Genomic DNA, 18,240 nt, shown 5'->3' with positions numbered 1-18,240 from the left:
GCCTAGCCACCGAACCTTGCGCCCGCGTCGACCCCCCACATCGCCATGGTGAGCAACATGTTCGTCATGATCATGACGATGATGCTGGCCCGCATGCCGTGACCGGCGGCCACGCCCACACCCTCGGGCCCGCCGCTGGCGTAATAGCCGTAGTAGCACTGGATGGTGGAGGCGATCCACACGAAGACGACGGCCTTCAGCAGCGAATAGACGATGTCCTTGCCGGCCAGCATCAGCGAGAAGTAGTGCAGGTAGGACCCCGAGGAGCCGCCGCCGCTCAGCCCCACCACCAGCTGAGTGCTCAAGTAGCCGATGGCCAGGCACGCCGTGTAGAGCGGCACGATCGCGACCACCGAGGCCAGCAGCCGGGTGGTCACCAGATAGGGGATCGGCCGGATCGGAATCGATTCCATCGCGTCTATTTCCTCGGCGATGCGCATCGCCCCCAACTGCGCGGTGAACCGGCAGCCGCCCTGGATCGCAAATGCCATGGCGGCCATCAACGGAGCCAGCTCGCGGGTGTTGACCAACGACGACACCAGGCCCGTGGCCGGGCCCAGCCCCAAGAGGTCCAAGAAGTTGTAGCCCTCGATGCCGATGAGCGCACCGACGGTAACGCCGAGAACGACCGCTACCCCGGCGGTGCCGCCGCCCACCACCAGAGAGCCGTTGCCCCAGGTGATGTTCGACAGGAGGCGCAGGAACTCGCCGCGGTACTGGCGCACGGCGATCGGCACCGCGACCGCTGCCCGCACGAAGAACACCAGCATGTGGCCGAGCCGCACGATCGGCTTGACGGCTCTGCGATAGAGCCGCCCCAGCGGCAGCGAGATCGGCGCCAGGGGCCGGTACGCGGAGACCGTCATAGCCCCGTCCTGGGTACCAGCATGATGTAGAGCTGGCTGATGGCGACGTTGACGATCATCAGCAGCAGGATCGCTTCGACGACGGCCGCGTTCACCGAGTTCGCCACTCCCGTCGGGCCACCTTTGGTCGACAACCCCTTCTGCGCCGAGACGACGGCGACAATGGCCCCGAAGATGACCGCCTTGAGCAGCGCCAGGATCATGTCGTCGGGGGTGGCGAACGACGCGAACGTCGACACGAAGCTGCCCGGTGAGCCGTCCTGGACATACACGTTGAACAGGTAACTGGCGAAGAAGCCGACGAAGCAGACGAAGCCGGTGAGCGCGACGCCGATCATGATCGCCGCGGCGAACCGCGGCACCACCAGGCGCCGTATCACCGACACGCCCATCACCTCCATGGCGTCGGTCTCCTCGCGCATGGTCCGCGAGCCCAGGTCCGCGGTGATCGCCGAGCCGACGGCCGAGGCCATCAGGATGGCGGCCACCATCGACGCGCCCTGCCGGATGACGGCCAGTCCGCTGGCCGCGCCGGCCAGCGAGGTGGCGCCCACCTGGCCGGCCAGCATCGCGAACTGCACCGACATGGTGACGCTGACCGGCAGCGACACCAGGACCGTCGGCACCACCGCCGTCCCGGCCATGAACGCGCCCTGCCGAACGAACTCCTCCCACTGGAACCGGCCGGTGACGAGATCGGTGAAGAAGTACTGCAGGGTGCGCACGCCGAGGACGAACTGTTCGCCGACGGTGTTCAGCGAGGCGAGCGGGTGACGCTTGACGTACCCGACGGACCAATCCCCGATGACGGTGATGCCGTCTTGCCGCGTGGTCATCGCAGTCCGGTCAGCCGTTGCTTCGGCAAACAAATGCCACGGGTCATCGCCTACCAGTACCCGCTTTCATCGGGGCTCTCCCACCTTGGCTGTCCGAGGATGTCCTAAGTCCCGGACGGAAAGCGTGGGTGATCTTGGCTGGGATGGTGATACCAAGTTCCGCAACGCTGCAGCTCAATCCGGTTAACGGTCAAAAACGTAGCCTACTCGACAAGCGCATTCAATACTCAACAAACGTCTAATTGGACCGCCATCGAGGAGCGCCGCGTCCGGGCAAATCGTCGAACCACACCCGAATCGCACGCCGCAGCAAACTTCGTGCCGACGGCTCGGGGGTGGTATTCGGCCGGGCGGGGCAACCCTTGGTCGGCTACCGCGAAACCGCCGTGACTGCGGTGGTCGTCGCGTGAAACAATCGCTGGCCGTGAAGACCTTCGAGGACCTGTTCGCCGAGTTGGGCGATCGCGCCCGCACCCGGCCCGACGGCAGCGCGACGGTCGCCGCGCTCGACGGCGGCGTGCACGGGCTGGGCAAGAAGATCCTGGAGGAGGCCGGCGAGGTGTGGCTGGCCGCCGAGCACGAGTCCGACGACGCGCTGGCCGGCGAGATCAGCCAATTGCTGTACTGGACGCAGGTCCTGATGATCGCGCGCGGCCTGTCCCTCGACGACGTCTACCGGAAACTGTGAGCATGTTGCGGGTCGCGGTTCCCAACAAGGGCACGCTCAGCGAGCCGGCCACCGAGATCCTGTCGGAGGCGGGCTACCGCCGGCGCACCGATCCCAAAGACCTCACGGTCATCGACCCGATCAATCAGGTCGAGTTCTTCTTCCTGCGGCCCAAGGACATCGCGATCTATGTGGGTTCCGGGGAGCTCGACTTCGGCATCACCGGACGGGACCTGGTCCGAGATTCCGACGCTCCGGTGCTCGAGCGCCTGGCGCTGGGCTTCGGGTCGTCCAGCTTCCGCTATGCCGGCCCCGCCGGCCGCGACTGGACGACGGCCGACCTCGCGGGGAAGCGGATCGCCACCGCCTACCCGAACCTGGTGCGAAAAGACTTGGCCGAGCGCGGCATCGACGCAACGGTGATCAGGCTCGACGGCGCGGTCGAGATCTCGGTGCAGCTCGGCGTGGCCGACGCCATCGCCGACGTGGTGGGGTCCGGACGGACCCTGAGCCTGCATGACCTGGTGGCGTTCGGCGAGCCGCTGTGCGATTCGGAGGCGGTGCTGATCGAGCGCGCCGACTCCGACGGCCACGGCGGGACGAGGGCGGCGCGCGACCAACTGGTGGCCCGGGTGCAAGGCGTGGTGTTCGGCCAGCAGTACCTGATGCTCGATTACGACTGTCCGCGTTCGGTGCTCGACAGGGCCACGGCGATCACGCCGGGGCTGGAGTCGCCGACGATCGCGCCGCTCGCCGACCCCGGCTGGGTCGCCATCCGCGCGCTGGTGCCACGCCGCGGTGTCAACGAGATCATGGACGAGCTTGCCGCCATCGGCGCCAAGGCGATCCTGGCCTCCGACATCAGGTTCTGCCGCTTCTGATCAGCGGGTGTGGCGCCTGCGGCTGTGTTAGCGTCCCGCATTGGGTTGTTTGCTCGTGTCATCGACGGGCCGCCGCCCACCTCGTCGCCGGGCTGTTCTTCCCCAGGAGGGTCTCCGTGACACATCTACTGCTCGTGCTGTTGGCCTTGCTGATCGGTGTCGTCGCCGGGCTGCGTTCCCTGACCGCGCCGGCCGTGGTCGCCTGGGGTGCGTATCTCGGCTGGATCAACCTGAACGCCACGTGGGCGTCGTGGGTGTCGAGCCTCATCACGGTCGGCGTCGTCACCGTGTTGGCCATCGCCGAGCTGGTGTCCGACAAGCTGCCCAAGACCCCGCCCCGCACCGCGCCGCCGTCGTTCGCCGCGCGGATCATCATGGGCGCGTTCGCCGGCGCCGTCCTGGGCGCGGCGTGGCACTGGACGTTCAGCGCCCTGGGCGCCGGCATCGTCGGCGCGGTGCTCGGCACCCTGGGCGGCTACCAGGCGCGCCACCGGCTGGTGGCCGCCCGCGGCGGCCAGGACCTGCCGATCGCTCTACTCGAGGATGCGATCGCGGTCCTGGGCGGCTTCGCCGTCGTCGCGCTCGCGGCCAGTCTGTGACAGAGCGTTTCGACGCCGTCATCGTCGGGGCCGGACAGGCCGGCCCACCGCTGGCGGGCCGGCTGACGGCGGCCGGGCAGCGGGTCGCGATCGTGGAGCGCAAGCTGATCGGCGGCACCTGCGTCAACAACGGATGTATCCCCACCAAGACCCTGGTCGCCAGCGCCTACGCCGCGCACCTGGCTCGCCGCGGCGCGGACTTCGGCGTCGCCGCCGGCCCGGTGAGCGTGGACATGGCGAAGGTCAAGGCGCGCAAGGACCAGATCATGCTCAGCGACCGCAAGGGCGTCGAGGACTGGCTCTACGGCATGGACGGCTGCACCGTGGTTCGCGGTCATGCGCAATTCGAGGACCCGCACACCCTGCGGGTCGACGAGCGGGTGCTGCGGGCCGACCGGATCTTCCTCAACGTCGGTGGCCGTGCGGTGGCACCCGACATCCCGGGCCTGTCCGAGATCGACTACCTCACCAACGTGTCGATCCTCGAACTCGACACGCTCCCCGCGCATCTCGTCATCGTCGGCGGCAGCTACATCGCGCTGGAGTTCGCGCAGATGTACCGGCGCTTCGGTTCCCGGGTGACCGTCGTCGAAAAGGGTCCGCGGCTGGCCTCGCGTGAGGACGAGGACGTCTCGGCGGCCGTCCAGGAGATACTGGAGGGCGAGGGCATCGAGATCGTCGTCGACGCCGACGATATCCGAATAGCCAAGAGCGACAACGGTTTTGTATTGACGCCCTGCGCGGGCGGGGCCCCGATCGCGGGGAGCCACCTGCTGCTCGCCGTCGGTCGCCGGCCCAACACCGACAGCCTGGGGCTCGAGGCGGCCGGCGTGGGGACCGACGCTCGCGGCTACATCGTGGTCGACGACCAGCTCAGGACCACCGTCGACCACATCTGGGCGATGGGCGATTGCAACGGCAAGGGCGCCTTCACCCATACCTCGTACAACGACTTCGAGATCGTCGCCGCCAACCTGCTCGACGACGATCCGCGCCGGGTCAGCGACCGCATCACCGCCTACGCTCTCTACATCGACCCGCCGCTGGGGCGCGCCGGGATGACCGTTGGGCAGGTCCGCGCCTCGGGCCGCAGGGCGCTGGTCGGCAAGCGGCCGATGACCCGGGTCGGCCGGGCCGTGGAAAAGGGTGAGACACAGGGTTTCATGCAGGTGGTGGTGGACGCCGACACCGAGCAGATCCTGGGGGCCGCGATTCTGGGAGTAGGCGGCGACGAGGCCATCCACGGCATCCTGGACGTCATGTCCGCCAAGGCGCCCTACACGACGCTGGCGCGGACCATGCATATCCACCCGACGGTCAGCGAGCTCATCCCGACGATGCTGCAGGAGTTGTCCCCGCTGGACTAGTGGCGATCGCGAGCGCGGCGGAGCCGGGCGACGCGGGTCGCCACCATCGATCCCGTGCGATCGCGAGCGCGGCGGAGCCGGGCGACGCGGGTCGCCACCATCGATCCCGTGCGATCGCGAGCGCGGCGGAGCCGGGCGAGGCGGGTCGCCACCGTCAGCCCGTGCGATCGCGAGCGCGGCGGAGCCGGGCGAAGCGGGTCGCCACCGTCAGCGCGCGGCGATCGCGAGGGTCTCGGTTGAGAGAGTCTCCGGCCAGCCGGGGTAGGGCGGCGGTGTGCCGCCGAAAAGCGGGCAGAGCTGCTGATGCGGGCACCAGTCGCACAACCGTGACTGGCTGGGCCGAAAGTCGCCCGTGCGGCCCGCGGACTGGATGGCGCGCCAGATCGCCATCAAGGTCTTCTCGAAGCGCAGCAGCTCGTCGTGGTCCGGCGAGTAGTCCAGCACCTGCCCGTCGGCCAGGTAGATAAGCCGCAGCCGGGTCGGCGGCACACCGCGCGTCCGCAGCAGCGCCACCGCGTAGAACTTCATCTGGAACATCGCCTTGAACTCGGCGAGGGCCCGCGCGGCAGGGGGCGCCTTGCCGGTCTTGTAGTCGACCACCCGCACCTCGCCGCTGGCGGCCACGTCGATGCGGTCGATGAAGCCGCGCAGCAGCGTGCCGTCGGCGAGTTCGACCTCCACGCGCTGTTCGCACGACTGCGGGTCGAACCGGGTGGGGTCTTCGAGCCGGTAGTAGCCGCCGAGCAAAGCCCTGGCCTCGTCGAGCAGTTGGGTCCGCTGCGCGTCATCGAATGCGCCCGCCAGCAGGGGCTCCTTGGCGATCACCTGCTCCCAGGCCGATCCCAGCAGGGACAACGCCGTGTCGGGCCCGCGCGAGGGCGCGGGCAGGCTGTAGAGCTGCTGCAGGGCCGCGTGCACGACCGAGCCCCGCAGCTGCGCCGCCGACGTCGCCTCGGGCAACCGGTCGATCGCCCGGAACCGGTACAGCAACGGGCACTGCTTGAAGTCCGCCGCCCGCGACGGCGACAGCGCCGGCCGTGCCGCGCGCCCCCCGGGTGGGGGTGTCTCCGTCTGGACCGTCATGTTCGCAGCCTAGGACCGGGTGCCGACAACCCCGGGCACTGGCCGCGGCGCGTCGGCTGGCAGGCTGGACGGCGTGTCCGCAACCGGCCCTTTCACCGTCGGCGAGCGTGTCCAGCTCACCGACGCCAAGGGCCGGCACTACACCGTGTGCCTGACTGCGGGTGCCGAGTTCCACACCCACCGCGGCTCGATCGCGCACGACGCAGTCATCGGGCTCGAACAGGGCAGCGTCGTCAAATCCAGCAACGGCACTCCCTACCTGGTACTGCGCCCGCTACTGGTCGACTACATCATGTCGATGCCCCGCGGTCCTCAGGTCATCTATCCCAAGGACGCTGCGCAGATCGTGCACGAGGGCGACATCTTCCCGGGCGCCCGCGTGCTCGAGGCAGGCGCCGGATCCGGAGCGCTGACCTGCTCGCTGCTGCGCGCGGCCGGGCCCGACGGGCGGGTGGTGTCCTACGAGCTGCGTGCCGACCACGCCGAGCACGCCAGGCGCAACGTGTCGGTGTTCTTCGACGGCCTGCCCGCGAACTGGGAGCTGATCGTCGGCGACGTCACCGACGCCGAGCTGCCCGACGGCAGCTTCGACCGGGCCGTGCTCGACATGCTGGCGCCGTGGGAGGTCCTGGAATCCGTCGCGCGGCTACTGGTCCCCGGCGGTGTGCTGGTGGTCTACGTCGCCACCGTCACCCAGCTGTCCCGGGTGGTGGAGGCGCTGCGCGCGCAGCAGTGCTGGACCGAACCGCGCTCGTGGGAGACGCTGCAGCGCGGCTGGAACGTGGTGGGCCTCGCCGTGCGGCCGCAGCACTCGATGCGCGGGCACACGGCCTTCCTGATCTTCACGCGGCGACTCGCTCCCGGCGTCGTCGCGCCGGTCCCGCTGGGGCGCAAACGCCCGGGCCGCGACGGCTAGATCAAGTCGTCGCTGCGCAGCAGCGAGCGCCGCACCGACAGCAACTCGAGCTCCGGACGCCCGGCCACCAATCGCTCGGCCGCGTCCAGCACGTCCACCGCATGGCCGCGGTCGGCGGACACCAGGGCCACGCCGATGCCGGCGCGCCGGTACAACTCGTGCGCGCCCGCCTCGGCGGCGGACACACTGAACTTGCGCTGCAACTCCGCGACGACCGGGCGAACCAGCGACCTCTTTTGCTTCAGGGATCGGACATCGCCCAGGAGCACGTCGAACTCGAGCCAGCCGATCCACATTCCTCCGGTCAACTCGGGGGCGGCTGACTCGGGAGGGACTCCGGCGGCGGTGCCGGAGCGGGTGGGGGCGGCCCGCCGGGCGGCTCGGGAGTCAGGCCGGGGCCGGCCGGCGGCGGCGTGGCCGGCGCCTTGCCGAGGGCCAGCAGCATTTCGGCGGTCCGGCGAGACAGCTGCCAGCCGCCTCGCGCGGGGGTGAACTCCATGGGGAAGGTGAACTTGCCGTTGTTGTTCTGTGCGGTGTTCACGGTCACGGTGGCCGTGACGTGTGACGGATTCTTGTCCGACCATGCAATGTCGTTCGCGGAGAACGTCATGGGCAAATAGCCGTTGTCGCGCAATGCCGCGACGAACTTGTCCAGGGTGGCCGCGCTGTCGGGGGTCGCACCCTCGACGAGATCGACCTTGTCGGCGCCTGGAACGTTAGGGTCGGCGAGCCGGTTGAGCACGCCGGTCAAAACGTCGGCGGCGGGCGGGGGAGTGGTCGGGGCGGACGCGATCACCGGAGGCGACGAGGCCGGGGTGGCCGACGAAGGGGCCGACGACACGACCTTGGGGGCGCGGTGTGAACAGCCGGTCAAAATGGCCGCGGCCAGGGCAACGGCGACAATCAGCGCAGCAATGAGGTGTCGGCGCATGTGGGCGGCGGACTAAGCGCCCGTCGGGGCCGTGGATGCAACGGAAGTCACACCGGCGTCCGGCTCGCCGGGGATGGCGTCGTCGGCGAGGCCCGTGGTGAGGCGTTTTGCGGTCACGGTGCTCCTTCCGGGGCCCTTCCCATCAGCCGGATTTGTGGCCGAATTTACCAGCGTGACGAAAGTCTTAACTTTTCGTGGGTATTTGACTCCGCACATCAATCGGCGATCGCCGGTAGCGTTGGTGTACCACGCACCCTTTCGGTGTGGGAAAGGAGCGCAACATGGGTGGCTCAGAGCGTTCTGAAGCATTCGGTACCCCCCGCGAATCAGATATGTCCGATGGCGACGCTGCCGAATTGGAACAATTACGCCGCGAGGCGGCGCTGCTGCGCGAGCAACTGGATCATGCGGTTGCATCGCACGGCGGCGCCCGTTCTGCCCGCGATGTGCATCAGCTCGAGGCGCGCATCGACTCGCTTGCGGCACGCAACTCGAAGTTGATGGAGACCCTCAAAGAGGCCCGACAGCAACTTCTGGCGCTGCGTGAGGAGGTCGACCGCCTGGGCCAGCCGCCGAGCGGCTACGGCGTCCTGCTCGCCGCGCACGAGGACGAGACGGTCGACGTCTTCACCTCGGGTCGCAAGATGCGTCTGACGTGCTCGCCGAACATCGACGTCGCGTCGTTGCGCAAAGGGCAGACCGTTCGGCTCAACGAAGCCCTGACCGTGGTCGAGGCCGGCACCTACGAGTCGGTCGGCGAGATCTCCACCCTGCGTGAGCTGTTGGCCGACGGTCACCGTGCTCTTGTGGTCGGCCACGCCGACGAGGAGCGCATCGTGTGGCTGGCCGACCCGCTGGTCGCAGAGAACCTGCCCGACAGCATCATCGACGACGTCGACGACGACACCCGACCGCGCAAGCTGCGGCCCGGCGACTCGCTGCTCGTCGACACCAAGGCCGGGTACGCGTTCGAGCGCATCCCGAAGGCCGAGGTCGAGGACCTGGTGCTCGAGGAGGTGCCCGACGTCAGCTATCTCGACATCGGCGGCCTGACCCGCCAGATCGAGCAGATCCGCGACGCCGTGGAGCTGCCGTTCCTACACAAGGAGCTCTACCGCGAGTACGCGCTGCGCCCGCCCAAAGGCGTGCTGCTCTACGGTCCGCCCGGGTGTGGCAAAACGCTGATCGCCAAGGCTGTGGCCAACTCACTGGCCAAGAAGATGGCTGAGGTCCGCGGCGACGACGCCCGCGAGGCGAAGTCATACTTCCTGAACATCAAGGGCCCCGAGCTGCTGAATAAGTTCGTCGGTGAAACCGAGCGGCACATCCGGTTGATTTTCCAGCGCGCCCGCGAAAAGGCGTCGGAAGGCACCCCGGTAATCGTGTTCTTCGATGAGATGGACTCGATCTTCCGCACCCGCGGCACGGGCGTCTCGTCGGACGTCGAGACCACCGTCGTTCCCCAGTTGCTCAGCGAGATCGACGGTGTCGAGGGCCTGGAGAACGTCATCGTCATCGGCGCGTCCAACCGCGAGGACATGATCGACCCCGCGATCCTGCGGCCGGGCCGGCTCGACGTGAAGATCAAGATCGAGCGCCCCGACGCCGAGGCGGCGCAGGACATCTTCTCGAAGTACCTGACCGAGACGCTGCCGGTGCATGCCGACGACCTCGCCGAGTTCGACGGCGACCGCGCCGCCTGCATCAAGGCGATGATCGAGAAGGTCGTCGACCGGATGTACGCCGAAATCGACGACAACCGGTTCCTGGAGGTCACCTACGCCAACGGTGACAAAGAAGTCATGTACTTCAAGGACTTCAACTCCGGGGCGATGATCCAGAACGTCGTCGATCGGGCGAAGAAGAACGCCATCAAGTCGGTGCTGGAGACCGGTCAGCCCGGTCTGCGCATACAGCACCTGCTCGACTCGATCGTCGACGAGTTCGCCGAGAACGAGGACCTGCCCAACACCACGAACCCCGACGACTGGGCGCGGATCTCGGGCAAGAAGGGCGAGCGGATCGTCTACATCCGCACGCTGGTCACCGGCAAGTCGTCCAGCGCGTCGCGGGCGATCGACACCGAGTCGAACCTGGGCCAGTACCTGTAGGCCCGCCTTGGATCAGGCCGCTTCGAGCGAGTAGCTGTTGGTCAGGTTGTCCTGCAGAACCTGGGCCGCGCGCGTCCGCGTGTCGATCCGTAACTCGTCGGTGAGTCGCCGCGCCCGGTAGGACCAGCCCGGCGGCAGCTTGAGCCGTTCTGCGAGGCCGGGCAGGTCCGCCCGCGACAGGTTCGGGTCGGCGACCTGGCTGTAGGTCTGCATGACCCAGCTTCGCCCGTGGTCGTCGATGAGCTCGTAGATCTCTTCGCCGGCGTTGAAGACGAAGACGGTGTTGCGGCTCACCTTGCTCGGGCTGTAGGGCGCCGGGTTCATCGAGGACAGCAGGACCGTGGCCTGCTGGATCATCTCGATGCCACCGAACGTCTTGGTGATCTGGGGGCCTTGCTGTTCTTTTTCGATGGCGTTCATCAGCCAGTACCGGGGACCGTTGAGCAGGGCTGCGGCCACACCGTTCTCGGAGGCGATCGCCTGCGCGTCGAGGGCGGACCACAAGTCGGCCGGGCAGTCGTTGAGGGGGAAGCTGTTGAAGACGGTCGCTTGCGGACCCGCTTCGCCGCGGGTCACCAGAAGCACTTCGCCATAACGTTTGCCGGAGAGGTCGCTTGTTTGCTGGTGGACCACTGGCTGGGATTCGGGGGCGGACACACGGTGAAGTTAGTCACTGCGGTCCACGCCGTCAACCGCACACGCGGCCATGCGGGGACCGTCGAGCAGGAGCTCGCTGGGGCCGGCGGCCGTAGCCGATTGGCCGTCTCCTTCGCGCCCCGCCTGGCGGGCCGCTTCGTCGACGGGCCTAAGCCGATTGCCCGTCTCCTTCGCGCCCCGCGTGGCGGGCCGCTTCGTCGACGGGCCTAGGCTGAAGGGATGCAACGGATTATCGGGACGGAGGTCGAGTACGGCATCTCGTCGCCGTCGGACCCGACCGCCAACCCGATCCTCACTTCGACGCAGGCGGTACTGGCCTACGCGGCCGCCGCCGGCATCCAGCGCGCGAAGCGCACCCGCTGGGACTACGAGGTTGAGTCACCGCTGCGCGACGCCCGCGGCTTCGACCTGAGCCGCTCGGCCGGGCCGCCGCCGGTGGTCGACGCCGACGAGGTCGGCGCGGCCAACATGATCCTCACCAACGGGGCACGGCTCTACGTCGACCACGCGCATCCCGAGTACTCGGCGCCCGAGTGCACCGACCCGCTGGACGCGGTGATCTGGGACAAGGCCGGCGAGCGCGTCATGGAGGCCGCCGCCCGACACGTCGCCAGCGTGCCCGGCGCGGCCAAACTGCAGCTCTACAAGAACAATGTCGACGGCAAGGGCGCCTCGTACGGCTCGCACGAGAACTACCTGATGTCTCGGCAGACACCGTTCTCGGCCATCATCGCCGGCCTGACCCCTTTCCTCGTCTCCCGTCAGGTGGTCACCGGATCAGGACGTGTCGGCATCGGCCCCTCCGGTGACGAGCCGGGCTTCCAGTTGTCGCAGCGCTCCGACTACATCGAGGTCGAGGTCGGCCTCGAGACGACGCTCAAACGCGGCATCATCAACACCCGCGACGAGCCGCACGCCGACGCCGACCGCTACCGGCGGCTGCACGTGATCATCGGCGACGCCAATCTCGCCGAGACCTCCACCTACCTGAAGCTGGGCACCACCGCGCTGGTGCTGGACCTGATCGAGGAGGGCCCGGCCCACGGGATCGACCTGAGCGACCTGGTGCTGGCCCGGCCGGTGCACGCCGTGCACGCGATCAGCCGCGACCCATCGCTGCGCGTCGCCGTCGCGCTGGCCGACGGTCGCGAGCTGACCGGTCTTGCGCTGCAACGGCTCTACCTCGATCGGGTGGCGAAGCTGGTGGACAGCCGCGACCCGGATCCGCGGGCGGCCGACGTCGTCGAGACCTGGGCGCACGTGCTCGACCAACTCGAGCGTGACCCGATGGAATGCGCCGAGCTGCTGGACTGGCCCGCGAAGCTGCGACTGCTCGAAGGCTTCCGGCAGCGGGAGAACCTCAACTGGTCGGCACCGCGGTTGCACCTGGTGGACCTGCAGTATTCCGACGTCCGGCTCGACAAGGGCCTCTACAACCGGCTGGTGGCGCGTGGCTCGATGAAGCGTCTGGTCAGCGAGCATCAGGTGATCGAGGCGGTGGACAAGCCGCCCACGGACACCCGCGCATACTTCCGCGGTGAATGCCTGCGCCGGTTCGGCGCGGACATCGCCGCGGCCAGCTGGGACTCGGTGATTTTCGACCTCGGTGGCGATTCGCTGGTGCGGATCCCGACGCTCGAGCCGCTGCGGGGCAGCAAGGCGCACGTCGGCGCGCTGCTGGACTCGGTCGACAGCGCCGCCGAACTCGTGGAGCAGCTCACCAGCTAGAAGCCGGTTGGGCGGGGGAACGTCGGGGTTGACCGGTAGGCTAGACAAAGATCGACGGGCAATGTGGCTCAGGAACCAAACAAGCCGTTGATTAAGTCCAGACCAAGCAGGAGGCGGCGATGGCTCAGGAGCAGACCAAGCGTGGCGGTGGTGGTGACGGCGAAGACGACCTCGGCGCCAGCACGGCCGCGGGCCAGGAACGCCGCGAGAAGTTAGCTGAAGACACCGACGACCTGCTCGACGAGATCGACGACGTCCTTGAGGAGAACGCCGAGGACTTCGTCCGCGCGTACGTCCAAAAGGGCGGACAGTGACCTGGCCGTTCTCTGATCGCCTGTCCAACCATTCCGCACTTCCGCCATCCCCGGCCGTAGACCTGTCGTCGTTTGCTGACTTCCTGCGCCGTCAGGCGCCGGAGTTGCTGCCGGCAAGCTTCGGCGGCACGCAGGCGGCGCAGTCGGTCAGTGCCGGCGGGCAGTTGCCCCACGGCACCACCATCGTTGCGCTGAAGTACCCGGGCGGCGTCGTCCTCGCCGGTGACCGGCGTTCGACGCAGGGCAACATGATCGCCGGGCGCGACGTGAAGAAGGTCTACATCACCGACGACTACACCGCGACCGGCATCGCCGGCACCGCCGCGATCGCCGTCGAGTTCGCCCGCCTGTACGCGGTCGAACTCGAGCATTACGAGAAGCTCGAAGGCGTGCCCCTCACCTTCGCGGGCAAGGTCAACCGGCTCGCCATCATGGTGCGCGGAAATCTGGCGGCGGCAATGCAGGGCCTGGTGGCGCTGCCGCTGCTGGCGGGCTACGACATTCACGCGCCGAACCCCGAAAGCGCGGGCCGCATCGTCTCGTTCGACGCCGCCGGCGGCTGGAACCTGGAAGAAGAGGGCTACCAGTCGGTGGGCTCGGGCTCGATATTCGCCAAATCTTCGATGAAGAAGCTGTACTCGCAAGTCGTCGACGCCGACTCCGCGGTGCGCGTGGCGGTGGAGGCGCTCTACGACGCCGCGGACGACGACTCTGCCACGGGCGGACCGGATCTGGTGCGCGGGATCTATCCCACGGCGGTGACGATCGGGGCCGAGGGCGCGGCCGACGTGCCGGAGAGCCGCATCGCCGAACTGGCTCGCGAGGTCATCCAAAGCCGTTCGCGCGCAGATACATTCGGCCCCGACGGCGGTGAGAAGTGAGCTTTCCGTATTTCATTTCGCCCGAGCAGGCGATGCGCGAGCGCAGCGAGCTCGCGCGCAAGGGCATCGCCCGGGGCCGAAGCGTGGTGGCGCTGGCCTACGCCGGTGGTGTGCTATTCGTGGCCGAAAACCCCTCGCGCTCTTTGCAGAAGATCAGCGAGCTCTACGATCGTGTGGGCTTTGCGGCCGCGGGCAAGTTCAACGAGTTCGACAATCTGCGCCGCGGCGGCATTCAGTTCGCCGACACGCGCGGCTACGCCTACGACCGCCGCGACGTCACGGGTCGTCAGCTGGCGTACGTCTATGCGCAGACGCTCGGCAGCATCTTCACCGAGCAGGCCAAGCCGTACGAGGTCGAACTGTGCGTCGCCGAGGTCGCCCACTACGGGGAGACCAGACCGCCGGAGCTCTACCGGGTCCTGTACGACGGGTCGATCGCCGACGAGCCGCATTTCGTGGTGATGGGCGGTACCACCGAACCGATCGCGACGGCGCTCAAGGAGTCCTACGCCGAGAACGCCGACCTGCGCGAAGCGGTCCAGATCGCGGTGAAGGCGTTGCGAGCCGGCGGTGCCGAGACCTCGAACGGCGACCAGCCGTCTCCCGACGTGGCCAGCCTCGAGGTGGCCATCCTGGATGCCAATCGGCCACGGCGGGCGTTCCGGCGGATCACCCGCGCCCAGCTGGAGAACCTCCTGGAGGAGCACGGTTCCAACGGCGCCGAGTCCAACGGCGAGGCGACCGAGTCGCACGGCGAGTCCGCAGACTAGCCGGCGCGCCGAAGACGCCGCGGAGTTCGCTTCAAAGGAACCAACCGGTTTGCTGGGCGGCTTTCTCAACCCGTCGCCGGCGGCGCCACGCGCGGCCCGGAAAAGGGCCGCCGTAATCGAATCCGCATCTGTAGGCGCGGCTTGCTCACCGTGACGGTCGCACAACCAGTACCCTCGATTAGGTGCAGCGACGAATCATGGGCATCGAGACCGAGTTCGGTGTCACCTGCACGTTCCACGGTCATCGGCGGCTGAGCCCCGACGAGGTGGCCCGCTACCTGTTCCGTCGGGTCGTGTCCTGGGGCCGCAGCTCCAACGTCTTCCTCCGCAACGGGGCGCGCCTCTACCTCGACGTGGGCAGCCACCCCGAATACGCGACCGCCGAATGCGACAGCCTGGTGCAGCTGGTCACCCACGACCGTGCCGGCGAATGGGTGCTGGAAGACCTCCTCGTCGACGCCGAGCAGCGGCTCGCCGACGAGGGCATCGGCGGCGACATCTACCTGTTCAAGAACAACACCGACTCCGCGGGCAACTCGTACGGCTGCCACGAGAATTACCTGATAGTGCGCGCCGGCGAGTTCTCCCGGATCTCCGATGTGCTGCTGCCGTTTCTGGTCACCCGGCAACTGATCTGCGGAGCCGGCAAGGTGCTGCAGACGCCGAAGGCCGCGACGTTCTGCCTGTCCCAGCGCGCCGAGCACATCTGGGAGGGCGTCTCCTCGGCCACCACCCGGAGCCGGCCGATCATCAACACCCGCGACGAGCCGCACGCCGACGCCGAGAAATACCGGCGCCTGCACGTCATCGTCGGCGACTCCAACATGTGCGAGACCACCACGATGCTCAAGGTGGGCACCGCGTCGCTCGTGCTGGAGATGATCGAGGCCGGGGTGCCGTTTCGCGACTTCTCCCTGGACAACCCGATCCGCGCCATCCGCGAGGTCAGCCACGACGTCACCGGTCGCCGGCCGGTGCGCCTGGCCGGCGGGCGTCAGGCCAGCGCGCTGGACATCCAGCGGGAGTACTACAGCCGCGCGGTCGAGCACCTGCAAACCCGTGAGCCGAACGCACAGATCGAGCAGGTCGTCGACCTGTGGGGGCGTCAGCTGGACGCGGTCGAGAGCCAGGACTTCGCCAAGGTCGACACGGAGATCGACTGGGTCATCAAGCGCAAGTTGTTCCAGCGCTATCAGGACCGCTACAACATGGAGTTGTCCGACCCCAAGATCGCCCAGCTGGACCTGGCCTACCACGACATCAAGCGCGGCCGTGGTGTCTTCGACCTGCTGCAGCGCAAGGGTCTCGCGTCGCGGGTCACCACCGACGAGGAGATCACCGAGGCGGTCGACCATCCGCCGCAGACCACCCGGGCCAGGCTGCGCGGCGAGTTCATCAGCGCCGCGCAGGCGGCCGGGCGCGATTTCACCGTCGACTGGGTGCACCTCAAGCTCAACGACCAGGCGCAGCGCACGGTTTTGTGCAAAGACCCGTTCCGGGCGGTCGACGAGCGGGTCAAGCGCCTGATCGCCAGCATGTAGCCGGACCGTCGAGACGGCGCCGGGGCTCTTGCGGGTTCCAGAGTCGGTGGTCTCCTCCGACGCGGTGCGGCGGTGCACGCGAAGCGCCGGGCGCATCGCCTAACCTGGTGCGAATGGCGACCTCGAAAGTCGAGCGGCTGGTCAACCTGGTCATCGCCCTCCTGTCCACGCGCGGCTACATCACGGCGGAGAAGATTCGGTCGACCGTGGCGGGGTATGCCGACAGCCCCAGCGCCGAGGCGTTTTCGCGCATGTTCGAGCGCGACAAGAACGAACTGCGTGACCTCGGCATCCCGCTCGAGGTCGGCAGGGCGTCGGCATCGGACCCGGCCGAGGGCTACCGGATCAACCGCGACGCCTACGCCCTGCCGCCGGTCGAACTGACCCCCGACGAGGCGGCCGCGGTGGCCGTCGCGACGCAGCTGTGGGAGTCCCCCGAGTTGATCACCGCCACCCAGGGCGCCTTGCTCAAACTGCGCGCCGCCGGCGTCGACGTCGACCCCTCGGAGATCGGCGCGCCCGTGGCCATCGCCTCCCCGGCGGGTGTCCCGGGCCTGCGCGGTTCCGAGGACGTGCTCGGAATCCTGTTGGCGGCCATCGATTCTCGCCAGGCCGTGCAGTTCCCGCACCGCCCGTCGCGCGCCGAGCCATACAGCACCCGCACCGTCGAGCCGTGGGGCGTGGTCACCCAGAAGGGCCGTTGGTATCTCGTCGGCCACGATCGTGACCGCGACGACATCCGCGTGTTCCGCCTCTCCCGGATCGGTCCGGAGGTGACGCCCATCGGTCCGCCCGGCGCGGTCACCGTCCCGGCCGACGCGGACCTTCCCGGCATCGTCGCTCAGAAGGTGAGCGAACTGCCGGCGGGCGGGCAGGCCCGGGTGTGGGTTGCCGACGGGCGCGCCACCGCGCTGCGACGCGCCGCCCGGACGGTGACGGCCCGGCAGCTGGGCGGCCGCGCCGGCGAGGTGATCGAACTCGACGTCACCTCCACCGACCAACTCGCGCGCGACATCGCCGGCTGCGGCGCCGACGCCGTCGTGCTGGAACCGCAGTCGCTGCGCGACGACGTCCTGACGAGGCTGCGCGCCCAGGCGGGCGTGGGGCTCGCGGACGAGGTCCGCTCGTGACTCCCGTGTCCACCCGGTTGATCCGGCTGCTGAACATGGTGCCGTATTTCCAGGCCAACCCGCGGATCACCCGGGCCGAGGCCGCGGCCGACCTTGGCGTGTCGGTCAAGCAACTCGAGGAGGACCTCAACCAGCTGTGGTTGTGCGGCCTTCCCGGCTACTACCCGGGCGACCTCATCGACTTCGAGTTCTCCGGCGACACCATCAAGGTCACGTTCTCCGCCGGCATCGACCGGCCGCTCAAGCTCACCTCCCCGGAGGCCACCGGCCTGCTGGTTGCGCTGCGGGCGCTGGCCGACATCCCGGGCGTGGTCGACCCGCAAGCCGCGCGCAGCGCGATCGCCAAGATCGAGGCGGCCGCGGGCGCCGTCGGGCGGGAAGCCACCGCGTCGGCGGCCGCCGCGGACGAGCCCGCCCCGGCCGAGAGCCCCGCCGCGGCCGCCGTGCGGGCGGCGGTGCAGCACCAGCGCGCGCTGTCCATCGACTACTACTCCGCGTCCCGCGACGCCCTGACCAGCCGGGTCGTCGACCCCATCCGGGTGCTGCTGATCGGCGGTCACAGCTACCTGGAGGCCTGGTCGCGCGAGTCCGACGGGGTCCGCCTGTTCCGTTTCGACCGGATCGTGGACGCCCGCGAACTCGGTGAACCGGCCGCCCCGCCGGCCGTCGCGCTGACGGCGCCGCCGGACACGTCGCTGTTCGACGGCGACCCGGCGCTGCCGTCGGCCAAGCTGCTGGTGGCGCCGTCGGCGTCGTGGATGTTCGAGTACTACCCCATGCGGGAAGTGCGCGAGCTGCCCGACGGATCGTGCGAGGCCGTCATGACCTACGCCTCCGCCGACTGGATGACCCGGCTGGTGCTGGGATTCGGGTCGGCCGTGCGGGTGCTGGAACCGGAGTCGCTGGCCGAGCGGGTGCGCGAGGCCGCGGCGGCCGCCGTGGCGGCCTACCAGGCGTGATAC

19 protein-coding genes are annotated in these 18,240 nt (G+C 68.7%); 13 read left to right on the top strand and 6 right to left on the bottom strand.

Features of this window, described 5'->3' with window-relative positions; translation table 11 throughout:
* Nucleotides 1-2: 2 nt before the first annotated feature.
* Together G6N48_RS05795 and G6N48_RS05790 are read right to left on the bottom strand one after the other, a co-directional pair.
* The gene (locus G6N48_RS05795; RefSeq protein WP_085269479.1) at nt 3-866 is read right to left on the bottom strand and encodes an ABC transporter permease; all 864 of its coding nucleotides are present in this window, start codon (nt 864-866) and stop codon (nt 3-5) included.
* Nucleotides 863-1,702, bottom strand: a complete 840-nt coding sequence (locus tag G6N48_RS05790) for an MlaE family ABC transporter permease (protein WP_085269478.1) — start codon at nt 1,700-1,702, stop codon at nt 863-865. Before G6N48_RS05790 ends, G6N48_RS05795 begins: the two co-directional genes overlap by 4 nt.
* Before the next feature lie 406 nt (nt 1,703-2,108).
* On the opposite strand from G6N48_RS05790, the gene G6N48_RS05785 reads away from it, so the two are divergent.
* The 4 genes from G6N48_RS05785 to G6N48_RS05770 all read left to right on the top strand — a co-directional run bounded on the left by G6N48_RS05785 (nt 2,109) and on the right by G6N48_RS05770 (nt 5,216).
* On the top strand, nt 2,109-2,390 hold the full coding sequence (locus G6N48_RS05785) for a phosphoribosyl-ATP diphosphatase (protein WP_085269477.1): 282 nt from the start codon (nt 2,109-2,111) through the stop codon (nt 2,388-2,390).
* Nucleotides 2,391-2,392: 2 nt separating this feature from the next.
* Nucleotides 2,393-3,250: an ATP phosphoribosyltransferase gene (gene hisG, locus G6N48_RS05780; RefSeq protein WP_085269476.1), complete on the top strand. Its 858-nt coding sequence runs from the start codon at nt 2,393-2,395 to the stop codon at nt 3,248-3,250.
* A 116-nt stretch (nt 3,251-3,366) separates the two neighbouring features.
* Nucleotides 3,367-3,849 carry a DUF4126 domain-containing protein gene (locus G6N48_RS05775; protein ID WP_085269475.1) on the top strand — a complete coding sequence of 161 codons (483 nt, stop codon included), beginning with the start codon at nt 3,367-3,369 and terminating at the stop codon, nt 3,847-3,849.
* Entirely contained in the window at nt 3,846-5,216 is a 1,371-nt protein-coding gene (locus G6N48_RS05770) for an FAD-containing oxidoreductase (protein WP_085269474.1), read from the top strand. The genes G6N48_RS05775 and G6N48_RS05770 overlap by 4 nt, the downstream gene beginning before the upstream one ends.
* Before the next feature lie 207 nt (nt 5,217-5,423).
* Here the strand turns inward: G6N48_RS05770 and G6N48_RS05760 are convergent, their stop codons facing one another.
* Nucleotides 5,424-6,299, bottom strand: a complete 876-nt coding sequence (locus tag G6N48_RS05760) for a RecB family exonuclease (RefSeq protein ID WP_085269473.1) — start codon at nt 6,297-6,299, stop codon at nt 5,424-5,426.
* Nucleotides 6,300-6,372: 73 nt separating this feature from the next.
* On the opposite strand from G6N48_RS05760, the gene trmI reads away from it, so the two are divergent.
* Nucleotides 6,373-7,215: a tRNA (adenine(58)-N(1))-methyltransferase TrmI gene (trmI, locus tag G6N48_RS05755; RefSeq protein ID WP_085269472.1), complete on the top strand. Its 843-nt coding sequence runs from the start codon at nt 6,373-6,375 to the stop codon at nt 7,213-7,215.
* Here the strand turns inward: trmI and G6N48_RS05750 are convergent.
* Entirely contained in the window at nt 7,212-7,511 is a 300-nt protein-coding gene (locus tag G6N48_RS05750) for a DUF503 domain-containing protein (RefSeq protein ID WP_085269471.1), read from the bottom strand. The genes trmI and G6N48_RS05750 overlap by 4 nt on opposite strands.
* 8 nt (nt 7,512-7,519) lie before the next feature.
* Complete coding sequence (locus tag G6N48_RS05745) at nt 7,520-8,146, bottom strand: hypothetical protein (protein WP_163670796.1); 627 nt, start codon at nt 8,144-8,146, stop codon at nt 7,520-7,522.
* Nucleotides 8,147-8,427: 281 nt separating this feature from the next.
* Here G6N48_RS05745 and arc point away from each other — a divergent pair, with 281 nt between their 5' ends.
* Entirely contained in the window at nt 8,428-10,257 is a 1,830-nt protein-coding gene (gene arc, locus G6N48_RS05740; protein ID WP_085268820.1) for a proteasome ATPase, read from the top strand.
* A 12-nt stretch (nt 10,258-10,269) separates the two neighbouring features.
* Here the strand turns inward: arc and G6N48_RS05735 are convergent, their stop codons facing one another.
* On the bottom strand, nt 10,270-10,914 hold the full coding sequence (locus G6N48_RS05735; RefSeq protein ID WP_085268688.1) for a hypothetical protein: 645 nt from the start codon (nt 10,912-10,914) through the stop codon (nt 10,270-10,272).
* Between the two features lie 219 nt (nt 10,915-11,133).
* Between G6N48_RS05735 and dop the strand changes: the two genes are divergently transcribed.
* The 7 genes from dop to G6N48_RS05700 all read left to right on the top strand — a co-directional run bounded on the left by dop (nt 11,134) and on the right by G6N48_RS05700 (nt 18,237).
* Entirely contained in the window at nt 11,134-12,642 is a 1,509-nt protein-coding gene (gene dop, locus G6N48_RS05730) for a pup deamidase/depupylase (protein ID WP_161494197.1), read from the top strand.
* 119 nt (nt 12,643-12,761) lie between these two features.
* Nucleotides 12,762-12,956: a ubiquitin-like protein Pup gene (locus tag G6N48_RS05725; protein ID WP_085268689.1), complete on the top strand. Its 195-nt coding sequence runs from the start codon at nt 12,762-12,764 to the stop codon at nt 12,954-12,956.
* Complete coding sequence (prcB, locus tag G6N48_RS05720; protein WP_085268690.1) at nt 12,953-13,837, top strand: proteasome subunit beta; 885 nt, start codon at nt 12,953-12,955, stop codon at nt 13,835-13,837. Before G6N48_RS05725 ends, prcB begins: the two co-directional genes overlap by 4 nt.
* Nucleotides 13,834-14,607: a proteasome subunit alpha gene (gene prcA / locus G6N48_RS05715; RefSeq protein WP_085268691.1), complete on the top strand. Its 774-nt coding sequence runs from the start codon at nt 13,834-13,836 to the stop codon at nt 14,605-14,607. Before prcB ends, prcA begins: the two co-directional genes overlap by 4 nt.
* A 182-nt stretch (nt 14,608-14,789) precedes the next feature.
* Entirely contained in the window at nt 14,790-16,148 is a 1,359-nt protein-coding gene (pafA, locus tag G6N48_RS05710; RefSeq protein ID WP_139825722.1) for a Pup--protein ligase, read from the top strand.
* A gap of 113 nt (nt 16,149-16,261) precedes the next feature.
* Complete coding sequence (locus G6N48_RS05705) at nt 16,262-17,278, top strand: helix-turn-helix transcriptional regulator (protein WP_085268693.1); 1,017 nt, start codon at nt 16,262-16,264, stop codon at nt 17,276-17,278.
* Nucleotides 17,275-18,237, top strand: coding sequence for a helix-turn-helix transcriptional regulator (locus G6N48_RS05700; protein ID WP_085268694.1), 963 nt, complete (start codon nt 17,275-17,277; stop codon nt 18,235-18,237). Before G6N48_RS05705 ends, G6N48_RS05700 begins: the two co-directional genes overlap by 4 nt.
* Nucleotides 18,238-18,240: the final 3 nt, after the last annotated feature.

The organism is Mycobacterium parmense, assembly GCF_010730575.1.
Classification (GTDB): Bacteria; Actinomycetota; Actinomycetes; order Mycobacteriales; family Mycobacteriaceae; genus Mycobacterium; species Mycobacterium parmense.
Note: the sequence above shows the minus strand (reverse complement) of the source record. Positions and strands in the feature narration are given on the sequence as shown.

Bases quoted from the DNA above. Each gene is read 5' to 3' on its own strand.
- G6N48_RS05760 (WP_085269473.1), bottom strand. From the start codon at position 6,299: ATGACGGTCCAGACGGAGACACCCCCACCCGGGGGGCGCGCGGCACGG.
- G6N48_RS05750 (WP_085269471.1), bottom strand. From the start codon at position 7,511: ATGTGGATCGGCTGGCTCGAGTTCGACGTGCTCCTGGGCGATGTCCGA.
- hisG (WP_085269476.1), top strand. From the start codon at position 2,393: ATGTTGCGGGTCGCGGTTCCCAACAAGGGCACGCTCAGCGAGCCGGCC.
- G6N48_RS05725 (WP_085268689.1), top strand. From the start codon at position 12,762: ATGGCTCAGGAGCAGACCAAGCGTGGCGGTGGTGGTGACGGCGAAGAC.
- G6N48_RS05705 (WP_085268693.1), top strand. From the start codon at position 16,262: ATGGCGACCTCGAAAGTCGAGCGGCTGGTCAACCTGGTCATCGCCCTC.
- dop (WP_161494197.1), top strand. From the start codon at position 11,134: ATGCAACGGATTATCGGGACGGAGGTCGAGTACGGCATCTCGTCGCCG.
- G6N48_RS05745 (WP_163670796.1), bottom strand. From the start codon at position 8,146: ATGCGCCGACACCTCATTGCTGCGCTGATTGTCGCCGTTGCCCTGGCC.
- arc (WP_085268820.1), top strand. From the start codon at position 8,428: ATGGGTGGCTCAGAGCGTTCTGAAGCATTCGGTACCCCCCGCGAATCA.
- G6N48_RS05790 (WP_085269478.1), bottom strand. From the start codon at position 1,702: ATGACCACGCGGCAAGACGGCATCACCGTCATCGGGGATTGGTCCGTC.
- G6N48_RS05795 (WP_085269479.1), bottom strand. From the start codon at position 866: ATGACGGTCTCCGCGTACCGGCCCCTGGCGCCGATCTCGCTGCCGCTG.